This window comes from Clostridium sp. OM05-6BH, from assembly GCF_003481635.1.
GTDB lineage: Bacteria > Bacillota > Clostridia > Lachnospirales > Lachnospiraceae > Butyribacter.
In genome coordinates this window covers 1-14,960 of record NZ_QULH01000033.1, presented here as the reverse complement: position 1 = coordinate 14,960, position 14,960 = coordinate 1, and the positions used below count along the sequence as shown (strand labels likewise).

The following is a 14,960-nucleotide window of genomic DNA, read 5'->3' as shown; positions in this document are numbered from 1 at the left end:
GAAATGCTCATAGCTATGGTTTATTCGCTGAGATAAAAAGGTTGAGAGACCTTGAATTTTCAATAAAAAACACTTGATTATATGAGGAGGATTATTAAGATGGCAGAAAGTAACAAGATGAGAGAGATGCCGGTAAATAAGCTCATGGTTCAGATGGGAATACCGATGATCTTATCTATGGCATTGCAGGCGGTTTACAACATTGTAGACAGTGCCTTTGTTGGAAACATGAGGTCAGGAAGTGAGGCGGCACTTAATGCACTTACACTGGTGTTTCCAGTTCAGATGCTCATGGTAGCAGTTGGAATCGGAACAGGTGTGGGAACAAATGCACTTCTTGCAAGAACACTTGGACAGGAAAATGGTAAAAAAGCAGCAAAAGTTGCGGGAAACAGTTTGTTCCTTGGAGTGATTATTTATGTGGTGTGCCTGTTGTTTGGGATTTTTGGAGTAAGGGCATATATTTCATCACAGACAATTGACCCTGAAGTTGCATCAATGGGAACAGACTACTTAAGAATATGCTGCGCAATTTCATTTGGAATTATTTTCTTTTCATTATTTGAAAAACTCTTACAGGCAACAGGACGTTCACTATATTCTACAATCGGTCAGGTTGTGGGTGCAGTGGTGAATATTGTTTTTGATCCGATTTTGATTTATGGTATTGGACCGGTTCCTGAAATGGGAGTGAAGGGAGCTGCATATGCAACTGTTATTGGACAGGTTGCGTCTGCAATAGTATTGTTTGTATTTCATATGAAACTGAATAAGGAATTTGAAAATGATGTAAAGTATATGAAACCGGATAGCGGAATAATCAAGGAAATATATGCAATTGGACTTCCTGCAATTATTGCACAGGCACTTATGTCTATCATGGTATATGTGATGAATCTGATTTTGAAATTCAGCCCTTCCGCACAGACTGCATATGGATTGTTCTATAAAGTACAGCAGTTTGTATTATTCCTTGCCTTTGGGCTTAGAGATGCAATCACTCCGATTATTGCATTTGCTTATGGAATGAGAAGTAAAAAGAGAATTCGGGATGGGATTAGGTATGGACTGATCTATACAGTTGTATTAATGATTCTTGGAATTGCAATTACTGAAATTTTTCCTGGAGCTTTTGCAACTTTGTTCAATGCAGGACAGTCAAGGGAATATTTTATCGGAGCAATGAGGATAATCTCAATAAGCTTTCTGTTTGCTGGAATAAATGTTGCTTATCAGGGAATTTATCAGGCACTGGATGGCGGCGTTGAATCTTTGGTTATCTCTCTTCTGAGACAGCTTATTATTATCCTGCCATTGGCTGGAATTTTTTCTGCGTTTGTCAGAAATGGTCAGATGGGAGTTTCGCTTATCTGGTGGGCATTTCCAATAACTGAGGTTATTTCATGTCTGGTAGGATATGTATTTTTAAAGAGAATTAGAAAGAATAAAGTAGATGCTTTGAATTAAGGAGGAACCGTAAATGGAAAAAAGGATTATTACAATCAGCAGGGAATTTGGAAGCGGTGGTCGATTTATCGGTGAAGAAGTGGCAAAGAAACTTGGCATAAATATCAAATACAAGAAGATAAAAAAGAAAATTTAAGAGGGCAGAAGTTTTCTGCATATCAAGTTGCTAAAATTGCATGGTTGTATGAAGATTGGAAGTCTTAGTCCATTATTGATAAATGATAATTTTGTTAACCTGTCATTGTTTGTGGATGTATATGCTTAAAAATATTTGATAAAAGCACTTATATTATATGGGGTAGACATTTCAATTCTCTTTTCTGCGAGAGCAAGAACGGTTAACTTATTCGTTTTTCTCTCTGACAGTAACAAGCGTTCATAGAGAGAAGTGGAACTCTGCCGTTTTAATTCGCATATAAAACTGAATTAAACCAATAGTTTAATGACAGATAACGATTGTAAGCATAAAATTAAATACAAATTAGAGGTGCTAACAGCTTATATATTGAGAATTGAATGTTGATGGTTTGCGTAGTATAATTTATATACAATTTCAAAGAGGGGAGGTTTTGCGATTGAAAGAAAATGTATTAGAGGGATTAAACTTAAAAGAAGATCATGAGCGAGAATGTAAGCTGGCAACCGGCGGACTCCCTGAGAGCATATGGGAGACTTACTCTTCTTTTGCTAATACAAATGGTGGCACGATTCTGCTTGGAATTAAGGAACACAGGGATTCTTTTACAGTTGAAGGACTGAACGACAAGCAGATTGTTAAATATCAGAAGGATTTTTGGAGTACATTGAATGACAGAAATAAGGTGTCAAAGAACATTTTACTGAATCATCATGTCAGACCAGTGACAGTAGGAGAAAAGAGAATATTAAGAATTGATGTTCCAGCGGCAGACAGGCATGATAAGCCGGTATACATTGGGACAGATCCGATGAAAGGTACTTATAAAAGAGATTATGAAGGTGACTTTCTTTGTACCGAAGAGGCAGTCCGGGCAATGTTCGCAGATCAGAGAGATATATCTGGAGATGTGGAAGTGTTGGAAGAGTTCGGGTTAGACGTGTTGAATCAGGATACGATAAAAGGTTATAGAATTATTTTTGAACAGCTTCACAGTGGACATCCTTGGAATGCTTTGGAAAATAACGAGTTCCTTATGAAATTAAGGGCAGCAGCAAAGAATAAAAATGGTACATTATCTCCAACGATAGCAGGACTATTGTTCTTTGGAGAGGCTTATCATATTACTGAAGTTTTTCCAAATTATTTTCTGGATTATCGTGAGGAATGCGAGGATAAAGCAGTGCGCTGGTTATTCCGGACGCATTCTAACGAAGGTGATTGGAGCGGTAATATATATGACTTTTTCTGCAAGGTGCGTACCAGAATGGACGATGATGTAGCAGTTCCATTTGCAAATAGACGAAATGGATACCGTGTAGATAGAGTGGATGTGCATGATGCATTGGAAGAAGCATTGGCAAATGCCCTGGCACATTCCAATTATTATGGAAGAAGAGGCGTAGTTATTGTTAAGAAAGGAAAAGAGATAACGATTTCAAATCCGGGAACCATACGAATTACAAAAGAGGAATTTTATGCAGGTGGTAATAGTGATCCACGAAATCCGAATATCTTAAAGATGTTTGGTTTTGTAAATGTCGGTGAGCGTGCCGGAAGTGGCGTTGATAAGATTATGACTGCATGGGAAGAGCAAAAATGGAAAAAGCCGGAATTTGATTTTTCAGAGCGTGCAGATCGTGTTAGTCTGAAATTAGAGGTTGGTCAGGTTGTGTATATTCCGGGGGTGGCAGATTTGCGAAATGAAGAGCAAACTGTGGGATATAAGAAGCCGCTTCAGGATGAAAAAGAAGAGGCTATTCTGCAATATATTTCCCAATATGGTAGCATAAATACAGGGAAGGCTGCAGAGGTGTGTGGATATAAGTCAAGAACTTCCGCTAGAAAGGTGATTGATGAGCTGGTTGAAAAGGGTTATATCCAGAAAGAAGGAAAAGGAGCAAGTATCCGATATAGTATCTGTGATGAAAAAAGTGGTCAATAAGTGTTCAGTTACTGGTCATTTTATAAGTGAGTGGTCAAAAAAGTGATCAGTTACTGGTCAATATCGAACACTTTTGGCAGATTATAGGATACAAATCTCCGATAAGTATCCATTACTGACCAGCTACCGGATACTAATTATCATACTGATTGAATAAGAGTAATTTGTGCAGACCGTCTGCATAAATTCATGTAGAAGGTGAAAAGATGGACTTACAAAACATACAGGAACAATTAAATACCGAATTTGCAAAGGCGGATGTTCGCATCATTTTCTAGAAAGACTGCAGGAAGGATGAGTAAGTAATGAAAATAGCAATCATATTTGCATCAGTACATCATGGCAATACACGAAAGGTCGTGGAGCAAATTGCCCAGAATAATGATGTAGATCTTATTGATGCAACACAGGAAAAAGAGAAAGATCTATCGGAATATGATCGGATAGGCTTTGCTTCGGGCATTTATTATGGAAAATTTCATCAATCCGTGTTGAATTTTGCATCTGTGAATTTGCCGGAATATAAGGAGGTTTTCCTGATCTGCACGCATGGTGGAAGTGCTGCATATCAGTCCATTGAAACAATTATAAAAGATAAACATTGTAATGTTATAGGGAAGTTCTCCTGTAAGGGATATGATACGTTCGGACCTTTTAAGTTGGTTGGTGGGATTGCCAAGGGACATCCGAATGAGAAGGACCTGACGGCAGCGATGGAGTTTTATCAGTCTTTATGACATAATAGAATGGGGTGATCTTTGGAACCTTTGCTGTTTCTTTCGCTAGACAAAAAACTGTGTAGTTATTTCGTTCATTCAATCTCCGGGAGTTTCGAGAACAGAAAAGGGTAACAAATATGCAGGTGGTTGATGTGTTGGAAGTTAGTATTCCAATATGGGACAAAGCGATGTTAGCACAGATCGTAATGTTAGTAATGGTTGTATTTTTGCTGCGAAAATTATCTGATAATAGGAATAATTATTATTTTCTTGACATCGACTGAAAAGTAATATATAATCCCTGTTAAGAATAGATCCTAATAAGGGGGCCGAATAATTATTAGAAGAAATACCATTCAAAAAGATTTAGTAAGAAACGCTGTGTATGAGATGAAAAGGCATGTTACAGCAAATGAAGTGTATGAATTTGTACAAGAAGAATATCCTACAATTGGAAAAGGGACTGTATATAGAAACCTTGATATATTGGTAGAAGAAGGTGCTTTAAGAAAGGTTGAAGTTCCGGATGGACCGAACCGGTTCGATTTCACATTAAAAAATCATTACCATGTCAGGTGTGTAAAGTGTGGTGAGGTTTCAGATGTGGATATGGATGAAATACCGAATTTACTGGAAAGAATTCATGACACGCATGGAATCGTATATTTGGATTATGATATTTCATTTAAAGGCATTTGTCCCAAATGTAGGAAGGGATACCAATAAGTTTAAAACATTTGAAAAGAGCGAAGTAGAGAATTACTAAGAGGAGGATTAAGTTATGTATGAAATGAAACCAGAATATTATATCGGAATAGATATGATTGACGAGGAACATAAGCAATTGTTTTTGTATGCAGATGAAGCATATGAACTACTCCATGACGAGTACACACCAGATAAATATGATAGAATTGACATAATATTAGAGAAACTTCGTGATTATACGGTAAAGCATTTTGCTGACGAAGAACAGTATATGGAATCTATCAATTATAAGAAATTATTTACACAAAAAACCCAGCATCAGGAATTTATATATAAGATTGATGAATTTATGGAACATCACAATGATGAGGTAGAAGATCAGGATGAACAGATTATGGGTATTTTAACATATCTTACAGAGTGGCTAGTAAACCACATTCTGTATGTTGATGGTCAAATTCCCAAAGGCTGATATAGCAAGAAAAGATTGTCGCTTTATAAAAAAGCGGCAACTTTTTACTTTTCTTACAATGAAATAGAATTTATTATGAGAAGAGAAATATCTATTGATGAGAGCAATCTCTTTAAGACTTTTATAAAGAGGGATGGGAGATTTTTTCAACATTCCGATTACATCTAAATCCATTCGTTTGACAGCATGAAGGGTGCTTGGAGATGAAAACCAGCTGTCAAAAAGAACATATTTTGCCGGAATTGCAGCTTTTTTAGCAGTTCCCAGAAGTGCAAGCATGGCATGGGTTCCCTTTTCTATAGACAGCTTTCTGCGCCTGTAACCAACGGTTCTTTTGTCTACCTCAGCCAATAGAATAAAAATCAGCATTGTGAAAAGTGTTTATCCAGGAGACAGAATTTAGATTAATTTTCACCAGTTTCTAGCAATAGAACCACTAATATTTAGTAGAAGATAAGTTAACACTTTGTTAATAGATTTTTCCAATAAAGTATGCTATATTATAACCGTTTGTGGATAATCAAATGTGAATTTACAAAGGAAAGGAAAACTATCATGGAAAAGCTCAAAAAGCGTATAGCTAACTTAAAGGTTGCAGGAAAATTAAAACTATATCGAATAACAGTGCTTGTTATGACATTATTTTTAATGTTGGTGGCACTGATCTCGACATTAGTGATCCGTTCAAATATAGAGAAGATCACGGAGGTCTGGTCTCCGTCATTGGAATATCTGCAGGATTTAGAGACAATGACTGCGCAATACAGAATCAAACAGTATCAGCATCTGGTAGAATCAGATACAGCAATCATGAACTCCTGCGAAGCAGAAATTCAGAAGCTGGAGAGTCAGATCCAGGATACCAGTGCGAATCTGGATGCGATCATCGCTGCAGACAGTGATGCTCAAAAAGGACAAGCTGATTATGAAGCAGCAAGCAAAGGATGGAAAAAATACAGGGCTGCTTCGGATGAAATTTTGCAGTTAAGCCGTGAGGGTAAACAGCAGGAAGCAGCAAAGCTGATGATCGGAGAGGTGTATGAAGAATATAAAGCTTTTACTGAAAAATTAACTATATTACGTGACGAGTTCCAGGTAGAATTAGACCGGGCAAAGACCGTGGCTAATGTATGCACTGTAATCATATTTATTGTGATCGTGGCAGCGGGTCTTGCGATAGCTGTAGTGACGACAATGATCGGAGGGATCATTACCAATTCCATTACCGAGCCGGTAGAACAGATAGATGCAGCAGTTGCCAGCCTGCGTAAGGGCGAACTGTCTAATGTAGAAATGCTTACCTATGAGTCTGAGGATGAGCTTGGCGATACCATCAGGAATCTGAAAGAAGCCATGGGTATTCTGGCAGATTATGTCAGCGAGATCTCTGTGGAGGTAAAGGCAATAGCGCAGGGTGACCTGACCAGAAATGGTGATGATATTACAGATTTCCTAGGCGATTTCTCGGAATTGAAGGCATCACTGCTGTATATTCTGAAACGGTTTAACAGTACCCTGACCGAGATCAGCAATCTGGCAGAACAGGTATCATCGAATGCATTAGAGGTGGAAAATGCATCAAAATCCCTGGCGGACGGTGCAACAGAGCAGGCAGCAGTCATTGAGGAATTGAATGCTACCATTGATACAGTCGTGGATCTGGCGGAAGATACAGCGAAGGAAACACAGAGCGCATCTGCACGTGTAAAAGCCTCTGCAAATAAAGCGAACGAAGAAAAAGAAAAAATGAATGATCTGCTCACGGAAATGAAGCACATCACAGAAATCTCCAAGGAGATCGGTAATATTATCACAGATATCGAGGATATTGCATCCCAGACCAATCTGTTATCCCTGAATGCTTCCATTGAAGCTGCCAGAGCAGGAGAAGCAGGAAAAGGCTTTGCGGTGGTTGCGGATCAGATCGGTAAGCTGGCAGCGGATAGTGCGAAGTCGGTTGTGAATACGAGAGATCTGATCGATAAGACCTTAGTGGAAATCGAAAAGGGCAATACGATTACAAGAACAACAGCAGACGCATTCAATCAGATCATTGCAGATATGGAGTCCTTTGCAGAGCTTGCAGAGAACACCATGGAGAAAGCCAACTCCCAGGCAGAGTCCTTGGAGCAGATCGGTCAGGGAATTGAACAGCTGTCCGGCGTAGTACAGGGCAATGCTGCATCCTCCGAAGAGAATACTGCGATCAGTATTAATCTGGCAGAGGGAGCAGCCAAGATGCATGACCGTGTGAATATCTTTAAGCTATTCTAGAAAATGACAGGAATAGAGTGAAGTAGTCAGAAGGAAGGTTTTTGTTATGATTAATGATATATTTCAATTATTTGGAGAGCGGACAGATGATATTTTATTTGAGATCATTACAGAATGTATGGACGATTATCTGTATATATTTGATCTGCAGAATAATATCTTTGAGATTTCACAGTCAGCTGTGAAACGATTCAATATACCGAGTAATATCTTGACAGATATGTTTAATGAAGTTATGAAGGTAGTATATGAAGGAGACCGTGAGATGCTTGCAAAGCATCTTGCGGATATATGTGAAGGAAGAGAAAAGGTACATAATCTTCATTATAGATGGCTTGATAAAGAAGGTATGCCGGTCTGGATCAACTGCCGTGGTATCGTTATCGATGATCAGCAGGGAAATGCGGAATATCTGGTCGGGTGTCTGAATGAGACCGGCAACAAGAGAAGGGCTGATAATATCACCGGACTGCTTGGTGGTCCGGAATTCCTTACTTACTTGCGTTCGCAAAAGGAACCCATTTCAAAGGGCTTTTTTATGCATGTAGGAATTGATGATTTCGGAGCAATCAATAGCTCCAGGGGAGCCGATTATGGTAATTATATCCTGAAAAGTGTAGCCGGCTGTATGAAGGAATGCCTTTCAGACAAGCAGAGAATTTACCATCTGGTAGCGGATCAGTATGTGATCGTGGATCTGGAAGCTTCTTCCGCAGAAGACGCTGTGGCACTGAAAAAAAAGATTACAGATAAACTTCGTAATTTCATAGTAGCCGAAAAGTATGAAGCTATATTTTCTATTTCTATTGGTGTTATAGATGCAGCAACATTTTGTGAGGGAACCGAAGAATGCCGCAAAAAGTTTGAATTTGCCTTGAAACAGGCAAAAAGCATGGGTAAAAATGGATTCTATATTTTTGACCAGGATGACTATGAGGTCTTTTTGCGAAAAGGAAGAATCGTAGCAACACTTCGTAATGCTATTGTGAACCATTATGATGGCTTTGAAGTATACTACCAGCCGATCGTGGACTGTCAGTCCGAACAGATCATTGGAGCAGAGGCACTGATGCGTTTTTCCATGATAACGGAAGAAGGGCGGGAGTTTGTTTCACCGATGGAGTTTATCCCATTATTGGAAGAGACCGGATTGATCATTCCTGCTGGAAGATATATTTTGAACGAAGCTGCAGCAATGTGCTGTGAAATGCAGAAATATATTCCTGACTTCCGGATGAATGTAAATGTATCCTATGTTCAGATCCTGCAAGGCAATGTGGAGCGGGATATTCTGGGTGCAATTCAAAAATATTCATTACAGCCGGAATGCTTATGTGTTGAAATGACAGAAAGCGGATTTATGGATATGACACCTTCGTTCTGTAAATTCCGTAAAACTCTGGACAAGAACGGGATTCCCTTTGTGATCGATGATTTTGGAACAGGATATTCGAATCTTCATTGTATTCGTGATATGAATCCAAGTTACGTGAAAATGGATAGGGATTTTACTGCCAAGGCGATGAACAATGACAGGGATTATGAATTATATAAAAATATCATCCCCATGGTACATAGTATTAACGTCAGGATATGCGCAGAAGGCATCGAGGAAAAAGAATGGCTTCTGAAAATGAAAGAAATGAAGGTTGATTATCTGCAGGGATATTATTTTGGAAGACCATGTGGAAAGAAACAGTTTCTGCAGCAATATGCCAGTGGCATCAACGTTAAATAAAGAGAGTAACGAAGACAGAGGGACACTTTTTATGACAAAAGGAACGTTCCTATAAAGACATTCTCCCTTTTCTGCGTTATAATAATGTGTAATTTATATATTTACAGATAGAAAAGGGAGGAGTTTATGTTTCATTATTTTTTACAGTTGAATTTTGCGACGATCTTAATATCCTTATTTATGTTGATTTTCGTCAATGTAAATCCTGTATTTCAGAGAAAGGTAATTCGGTTGTTTTCCATTGCGATAAGCTCAGTACTGTGTCTGGTTATCGTTGACAGTATAGAATACTGGTGTGCGACACTTCCGTATCCGACAATGTTGCGTGTGGCAGTATCTATTATTGGGTATGCGCTTAGACCAACCAATATATGCTTTGTGATCCTTCTTTCCTGTGGTAACAGAGTGTCGCAAAAGTTTAAGAAATTTATTGTGCTTCCGGGAATTCTGAATATGTTGATCGCTTCCACTGCGTTATTTTCAGGTGTTTGTTTTTCATACTCGGATAAGAATGAATTTGTGCGGGGGCCACTTGGATATTCGGCATTTGCTGCCTCCGGTTTTTATTTAATTCTGTTGGTTATCCTGACTAATAAGTTATATAAGATGGAGCATACATACGAATCGCTGATCGCAATTTTCATTGCGGTGACGAACACGATAGCTGTCATTCTGGAGGCGTTTTTCCATTATGACGGACTCATCAATACCACGGGAGCTGTGAGTGTTGCATTTTATTATATGTATTTGACAACACAGCAGTTCAAGCGAGATCCACTTACGCGTGCGCTCAACCGTCGGTATTTTTATCTGGATGCGGATCGTATGATGAAGAGCAAATGCCTGACAGCGGTAATTTCCATTGATTTAAATGATCTGAAGAGATTCAATGACGAGAATGGCCATGCGGCCGGGGATACGGCTTTGTGTACGATTGTAGCGTGCATTCAAAATATACTGCCGAGGGGATGCCACCTGTATCGAACCGGTGGTGATGAGTTTATGATCTTATGTTCACGGGTTTCAAAAGATGATGTCCCTGCTCTGATCGATCATATGCGGAGGGAGCTTTCTAAGACTCTTTATTGCTGCGCCATTGGTTTTGCCACGCCGGATGCAGACGAGGATTTTGAACATATATGTTCTATTGCAGATGCAGCCATGTATGCAAATAAAAAACAATTAAAAGGCGAAGATACGATTCGCTAGTAATTAAAGCAACAGAAGATAACTATCCACTTGAGGAAGATAAAAGTTTATAGAATAAACAAGGTTTATATGATAAAATAGGTTTGTTACCGCCTCCTAGATTGGTACGGAAGGGAGGTGAACTGCGTGGAATATATCATTTCTCTTATTGTCACTGTTACGGCTGGTGTAATTTGCCATTACATCATCAAATGGTTGGACGGTGACAAATAGTCGGTAGCCAGCCTGTGGAATTAAGCCTTTCCACACCAAAAAATAGGAATAGAAAACCCCGGTGCTGGAACACCGGGGGTTTTTGTTTTGAAGTCGAACTGCATGGACTTCTCATTTCTCTTTGCCTATTGGCATTATAGCATATGCAAAATTCAAATACAATATACAAAAATTAGATATTGGTCAATTTTTCTGAATTTCCCCTATACTATTCTAATTATTCTATTCTTATCTATACTTAATCTATACTATACTAATCTAATCTACTTATGTGACCTAAAAGTAACCATTTGACAACCAATCTGTAACCAAAGATTCTAATTATGTATTTTGACGTATTTCATTTTTATTGTAAATACAGTATCTTTAGTGCCAGTAAGTGCTCTAGTCATTACCTCCGGCTTTTCTATAGTCCCATATACAGTGATTATATCATTGGAAGGCAATTTAGGCGTTTTAGCTGCACGCTCGTCAAATATTACATACTCATTATCTGCATATATATCATATCCACTATAGGAATAGCATCTCAAAAATCCCTGAGTGAACAAACCATCTTCGGAAATTTGGTTTATTTGGCATTTGAGTTTGATTTTTTTGCCAACGTATTTGTTTGGATTGCGCATTACCTTTTTGTAGTTATATGTTTTACATGCATTTATGAATTTTGCCTTTTTTGCTTTAGCAGCTTTCTTCTCCTTAGCCTTAATCTGCTTCGGTGATAATGTTGGCTTAACCTTCGCTGCCTTTTTAGGCTTTGCCTTTTGCTTAGATTTTGCCTCTTGCTTGGGCTTTGAATTTGTCTTGCTTTTTTGTGAGTCTTTTTTGACTGCTGGTGTGTTAGTAACTTTGTTGGATACGGATGTACTATTTGTATTTTTAGTATCAGAATCTTTATCCGAATTACCGCATTGATATAGTAATGCACATACTAAGAAAAATATTATAATAGACCATAGGCATCCATGTTTCTTTTTCTTTGGGACATTATTGATATTTTGAACCCCGGTACTCTGAAATCCATTATTAGTTGGTTGAACCGGTGGAGTTTGTTGGATTTCCTCCGGATATTCACAACGAATCCAAAGAGGCAGTTCATTTTTGGAATTGTCTGTGTGATGATGTGAGGAATTTGAATAATAAATACAGGACGCATCAATTACAACCGTTTTTTAGGGAATTGTGCCTTGACCTGATCGGTGAGGTGCGGCGCAGAAGCAAAGCAATAACAAAGGAAAGGGGATGACGGAAATGGCAAGAGGAAGATTAGATGTGCCGATATGGGAAAAGATGAATTTGACGATAGAGGAGGCCGCCGCATATAGCAATATAGGAATTAACAAAATAGATGAGATGGCAAAGGCTCCAAACTGTTCGTTTGTATTGTATATAGGGAGAAAGAAGCTTATTAAAAGAAAAGAGTTTGAACAATATATAGCGAAATCTGTTGAAATTTGAAAATATGGACTTTTAAGCCTTGATATGATAATTTCCCAAGTTGCAGGAATGTCGTAATTGGTATGCTGATGCAAGGTTTCAAGATGAACATGGTGAAATCAATGCCGGTGGTGATATGACAGTCACAGCCTGGTTTGAGTATTGGCTTAATAATATAAAAGGCGATACTATCAGGCCAAATACGATAAGAAATTATAGGGAAAGGTTTGAACACAATATCAAAGATTGCATAGGGAATATGATGTTATCTGATGTAAAACCAATGCATTGCCAGAATGTTCTAAATCAGATGAAAACCAGATATAGGACATCGACAATATATCAGGCAAGGATTACTTTGTATTGTATGTTTGCGGATGCGGTTGAGAATGATGTGATCTCAAAAAATCCGGTTACAAAAGCAGTTAAATACAATATTGGTAAAGATCCCAAGAAAATAAGGGCATTGACAGTGCATGAACAGAAAAAATTTCTGGAAGTGGCGAAAGACAGCAGCAATTACAATCAGTTTGCGTTTGTATTACAGACTGGATTAAGAACAGGCGAAATGATTGACCTTAAATGGTCTGATATTGATTTTGAAAAGAAGGTCGCACATATTCAACGATCAATGGAATATCGGCATTCTGTTCACGAGCCTCAGTACTCAAAAAATATGAATTACATAGATTGTGTGACGGATGCTTGTCAATTATTGGAAAAATCAATTTATTGATTGACAAATGGATTATATGGGCATAATATAATAGTAGAAAGCACTGGACATCCGCACAAAGGATGTAAAATATTTGTGGATTTGCTATAGTGATACATTATAGCGACCTGCGTGGCACAGTATCTGAGGTGATGTTGCCATATCCAGTATGAGGATTAAGTCATATGCTTTTGGTTTGAGCAGAAATGTTCAAGCGAACTGCCAGTGGTTATTCAGAGGGAAGCGTTTTCGCTTCCCTTTTTTATTTAGAGAGGAGCACAAATGGGAAAATCTGCAATTTTGAAGAAAATACATAATGCTGCGAAGAATTATCAGAGATATTTGGCTGGAAAAACTTTTATGTATGTATATGAAGGAAAAAGCATTGAAGTAGTTTTTAAAAATTCCTCATTTTTACATTTAACTGGCATAAATACGAAATTAAAGGCAAAAGAGTTTTATAAACATGCGAAAACTAAGAATGGATTGAAAGTACAAGAGTTTTTCTTTGATAAAAATAATCCGTATGATCTGGCAGAAAAAAAGACGGAGCATTTAGAGGATTTATACAGGATTACGAATATGGAAGTTTTGATCACAGAGGATGTAGTTACCTTTACAGCAAATTACAAGATAGGTATTACAGATTTGCAGTTTATTTTATTATGCGGAGAAAATAGAGATAAGCACGGAAAATTGATTGATGATTGTCTGGTGCCATATTCCTTTCGGATAGAAGAAATTGGAAATGAAAAGTTTGGAGAGTTATATGAAGTGGATTACATTTTTTGTAAGCAGACCAATGAATCAAAACACATTGAGAGGCAGGTGACCGCACTATGAAGCTAAATATAGGAAATCATGAGTTTACAGAATTATGGGATGGCGTTTTATACAAAGCTTTGTCGGATTATCCGAACGTAAGTGATAATGAAATGAAAGACATGATTGACTTTGTGAATTATGAGAAAAATCACGGAAGAAAATGTGAAATAGAGGCTGACAGGGACGATATTTTACAGTATGTTCAGAAAGAAATGCTTAATCTGGACAAATATAAGAATGTACGTAGACCTGAAATTATAAGGGAATGTACAGCATGTAAAGCAAGGGGTGGCTGTATGACAGATTTGGTGTGTCATACGGCACCTTTAGAAAATGCAATTTCTATTTTGAAATGTGGTTCTTTACTATCTGCCGTAAATGCAAGGAAACTTCCAGATACTGTTTTACAGAAAGAAGATAGAAATGCAGCAAATGATCCGACAGATTTTTTTCATTATGTAATGTTTTCATGGGGAAACTGTCAGGCAGGGGACAGATTGGTAATGGAGAGAAAACTTGGAAGAAGCCCTTCACAAGACGAGATGAGTGCAGGTTTTACGCCAGGTGTACGATTTTATTTCAAGTATGATGATTTAGAAAAGCATCCACTGGTTGTGCACGATGGCTTTTTACCCATTAAGGTAAAAGATGAAGTGGAGCTGGCTGATTATGTGTATATGATTGTCATTCCGTTTGAATACAAGGATCAAATAATGAAAGTTATGCCTGAAAAACTGTCAGACAGAGCGTTTTGCTTGAGCCATGATAAGTTGGATGTATGGCAGTGGTCAGAAAAAGTGTATTCCTTTGTGCATGATATAGCAAAAAGCGATGTTGACAAAACAAGAAGCCACATTATACAGCAATATCGGAATCAACAAGCTTGAAGAAATGTTAAAAGTTCCAAATTGCCCATTTGTTTTATATGTTGAAAAGAAAAAGCTGACAAATCAAAGGGGATTTGAAGAATATTTGCCCAAGCAGATCAAAAGATTCGATTTTACATTTCCCCCCTTTTATGCTATGATTAAATTTGAGTTTTGCGACTTATTCATAAAGAAATCGACCAGATTGCGGATGCTTTGAAAGTGGTTTAATTTTT

16 protein-coding genes and 1 pseudogene are annotated in these 14,960 nt (G+C 37.9%); 16 read left to right on the top strand and 1 reads right to left on the bottom strand.

Annotated features, from left to right (window positions below):
- Positions 1 to 99 precede the first annotated feature (99 nt).
- The 7 genes and pseudogenes from DXB73_RS14080 (at position 100) to DXB73_RS14055 (ending at position 5,447) form a co-directional block, all read left to right on the top strand.
- Positions 100 to 1,467 (top strand): MATE family efflux transporter, encoded by a 1,368-nt coding sequence (locus DXB73_RS14080; RefSeq protein WP_118691548.1) that lies wholly within the window; start codon positions 100 to 102, stop codon positions 1,465 to 1,467.
- Positions 1,468 to 1,480: 13 nt separating this feature from the next.
- A pseudogene (locus DXB73_RS14075) lies at positions 1,481 to 1,600 on the top strand (cytidylate kinase family protein); the annotation flags it as partial.
- A gap of 442 nt (positions 1,601 to 2,042) precedes the next feature.
- A complete protein-coding gene (locus DXB73_RS14070) occupies positions 2,043 to 3,548 on the top strand; it encodes an RNA-binding domain-containing protein (RefSeq protein WP_182448367.1) in 1,506 nt (501 codons plus the stop codon).
- A 305-nt stretch (positions 3,549 to 3,853) separates the two neighbouring features.
- On the top strand, positions 3,854 to 4,285 hold the full coding sequence (locus tag DXB73_RS14065; protein ID WP_118691546.1) for a flavodoxin family protein: 432 nt from the start codon (positions 3,854 to 3,856) through the stop codon (positions 4,283 to 4,285).
- A gap of 119 nt (positions 4,286 to 4,404) precedes the next feature.
- Complete coding sequence (locus DXB73_RS14630; protein WP_182448366.1) at positions 4,405 to 4,551, top strand: hypothetical protein; 147 nt, start codon at positions 4,405 to 4,407, stop codon at positions 4,549 to 4,551.
- A gap of 49 nt (positions 4,552 to 4,600) precedes the next feature.
- On the top strand, positions 4,601 to 4,993 hold the full coding sequence (locus DXB73_RS14060) for a transcriptional repressor (RefSeq protein ID WP_118691545.1): 393 nt from the start codon (positions 4,601 to 4,603) through the stop codon (positions 4,991 to 4,993).
- A 55-nt stretch (positions 4,994 to 5,048) separates the two neighbouring features.
- Positions 5,049 to 5,447 (top strand): hemerythrin family protein, encoded by a 399-nt coding sequence (locus DXB73_RS14055; RefSeq protein WP_118691544.1) that lies wholly within the window; start codon positions 5,049 to 5,051, stop codon positions 5,445 to 5,447.
- On the opposite strand, the gene DXB73_RS15220 is transcribed toward DXB73_RS14055, so the two are convergent.
- Positions 5,400 to 5,816, bottom strand: a complete 417-nt coding sequence (locus DXB73_RS15220; RefSeq protein ID WP_347559558.1) for a hypothetical protein — start codon at positions 5,814 to 5,816, stop codon at positions 5,400 to 5,402. The genes DXB73_RS14055 and DXB73_RS15220 overlap by 48 nt on opposite strands.
- Positions 5,817 to 6,002: 186 nt before the next feature.
- On the opposite strand from DXB73_RS15220, the gene DXB73_RS14045 reads away from it, so the two are divergent.
- The 9 genes from DXB73_RS14045 to DXB73_RS15215 all read left to right on the top strand — a co-directional run bounded on the left by DXB73_RS14045 (position 6,003) and on the right by DXB73_RS15215 (position 14,944).
- A complete protein-coding gene (locus DXB73_RS14045) occupies positions 6,003 to 7,721 on the top strand; it encodes a methyl-accepting chemotaxis protein (protein WP_118691543.1) in 1,719 nt (572 codons plus the stop codon).
- Positions 7,722 to 7,767: 46 nt separating this feature from the next.
- The gene (locus DXB73_RS14040; RefSeq protein WP_118691542.1) at positions 7,768 to 9,459 is read left to right on the top strand and encodes an EAL domain-containing protein; all 1,692 of its coding nucleotides are present in this window, start codon (positions 7,768 to 7,770) and stop codon (positions 9,457 to 9,459) included.
- A 126-nt stretch (positions 9,460 to 9,585) separates the two neighbouring features.
- The gene (locus tag DXB73_RS14035) at positions 9,586 to 10,668 is read left to right on the top strand and encodes a GGDEF domain-containing protein (RefSeq protein WP_118691541.1); all 1,083 of its coding nucleotides are present in this window, start codon (positions 9,586 to 9,588) and stop codon (positions 10,666 to 10,668) included.
- 873 nt (positions 10,669 to 11,541) lie between these two features.
- Positions 11,542 to 11,796 (top strand): hypothetical protein, encoded by a 255-nt coding sequence (locus DXB73_RS14410; protein ID WP_147354910.1) that lies wholly within the window; start codon positions 11,542 to 11,544, stop codon positions 11,794 to 11,796.
- A gap of 336 nt (positions 11,797 to 12,132) precedes the next feature.
- Positions 12,133 to 12,339, top strand: a complete 207-nt coding sequence (locus tag DXB73_RS14020) for an excisionase (protein ID WP_118507424.1) — start codon at positions 12,133 to 12,135, stop codon at positions 12,337 to 12,339.
- A gap of 115 nt (positions 12,340 to 12,454) precedes the next feature.
- Entirely contained in the window at positions 12,455 to 13,054 is a 600-nt protein-coding gene (locus tag DXB73_RS15020) for a site-specific integrase (RefSeq protein WP_347559559.1), read from the top strand.
- Between the two features lie 261 nt (positions 13,055 to 13,315).
- Positions 13,316 to 13,876, top strand: coding sequence for a PBECR4 domain-containing protein (locus tag DXB73_RS14010; RefSeq protein ID WP_118691538.1), 561 nt, complete (start codon positions 13,316 to 13,318; stop codon positions 13,874 to 13,876).
- Positions 13,873 to 14,745, top strand: a complete 873-nt coding sequence (locus DXB73_RS14005) for a hypothetical protein (RefSeq protein ID WP_118691537.1) — start codon at positions 13,873 to 13,875, stop codon at positions 14,743 to 14,745. The genes DXB73_RS14010 and DXB73_RS14005 overlap by 4 nt, the downstream gene beginning before the upstream one ends.
- The gene (locus DXB73_RS15215; RefSeq protein WP_118691536.1) at positions 14,690 to 14,944 is read left to right on the top strand and encodes an excisionase; all 255 of its coding nucleotides are present in this window, start codon (positions 14,690 to 14,692) and stop codon (positions 14,942 to 14,944) included. The genes DXB73_RS14005 and DXB73_RS15215 overlap by 56 nt, the downstream gene beginning before the upstream one ends.
- Positions 14,945 to 14,960: the final 16 nt, after the last annotated feature.

What these genes read in the sequence shown, in the direction of transcription:
- DXB73_RS15020 (WP_347559559.1), top strand. Translation starts at nt 12,455, where the DNA reads ATGACAGTCACAGCCTGGTTTGAGTATTGGCTTAATAATATAAAAGGC.
- DXB73_RS14065 (WP_118691546.1), top strand. Translation starts at nt 3,854, where the DNA reads ATGAAAATAGCAATCATATTTGCATCAGTACATCATGGCAATACACGA.
- DXB73_RS14055 (WP_118691544.1), top strand. Translation starts at nt 5,049, where the DNA reads ATGTATGAAATGAAACCAGAATATTATATCGGAATAGATATGATTGAC.
- DXB73_RS14005 (WP_118691537.1), top strand. Translation starts at nt 13,873, where the DNA reads ATGAAGCTAAATATAGGAAATCATGAGTTTACAGAATTATGGGATGGC.
- DXB73_RS14045 (WP_118691543.1), top strand. Translation starts at nt 6,003, where the DNA reads ATGGAAAAGCTCAAAAAGCGTATAGCTAACTTAAAGGTTGCAGGAAAA.
- DXB73_RS14010 (WP_118691538.1), top strand. Translation starts at nt 13,316, where the DNA reads ATGGGAAAATCTGCAATTTTGAAGAAAATACATAATGCTGCGAAGAAT.
- DXB73_RS14410 (WP_147354910.1), top strand. Translation starts at nt 11,542, where the DNA reads ATGAATTTTGCCTTTTTTGCTTTAGCAGCTTTCTTCTCCTTAGCCTTA.
- DXB73_RS15220 (WP_347559558.1), bottom strand. Translation starts at nt 5,816, where the DNA reads ATGCTGATTTTTATTCTATTGGCTGAGGTAGACAAAAGAACCGTTGGT.
- DXB73_RS14020 (WP_118507424.1), top strand. Translation starts at nt 12,133, where the DNA reads ATGGCAAGAGGAAGATTAGATGTGCCGATATGGGAAAAGATGAATTTG.
- DXB73_RS14040 (WP_118691542.1), top strand. Translation starts at nt 7,768, where the DNA reads ATGATTAATGATATATTTCAATTATTTGGAGAGCGGACAGATGATATT.
- DXB73_RS14035 (WP_118691541.1), top strand. Translation starts at nt 9,586, where the DNA reads ATGTTTCATTATTTTTTACAGTTGAATTTTGCGACGATCTTAATATCC.
- DXB73_RS14630 (WP_182448366.1), top strand. Translation starts at nt 4,405, where the DNA reads ATGCAGGTGGTTGATGTGTTGGAAGTTAGTATTCCAATATGGGACAAA.
- DXB73_RS14080 (WP_118691548.1), top strand. Translation starts at nt 100, where the DNA reads ATGGCAGAAAGTAACAAGATGAGAGAGATGCCGGTAAATAAGCTCATG.
- DXB73_RS15215 (WP_118691536.1), top strand. Translation starts at nt 14,690, where the DNA reads ATGTTGACAAAACAAGAAGCCACATTATACAGCAATATCGGAATCAAC.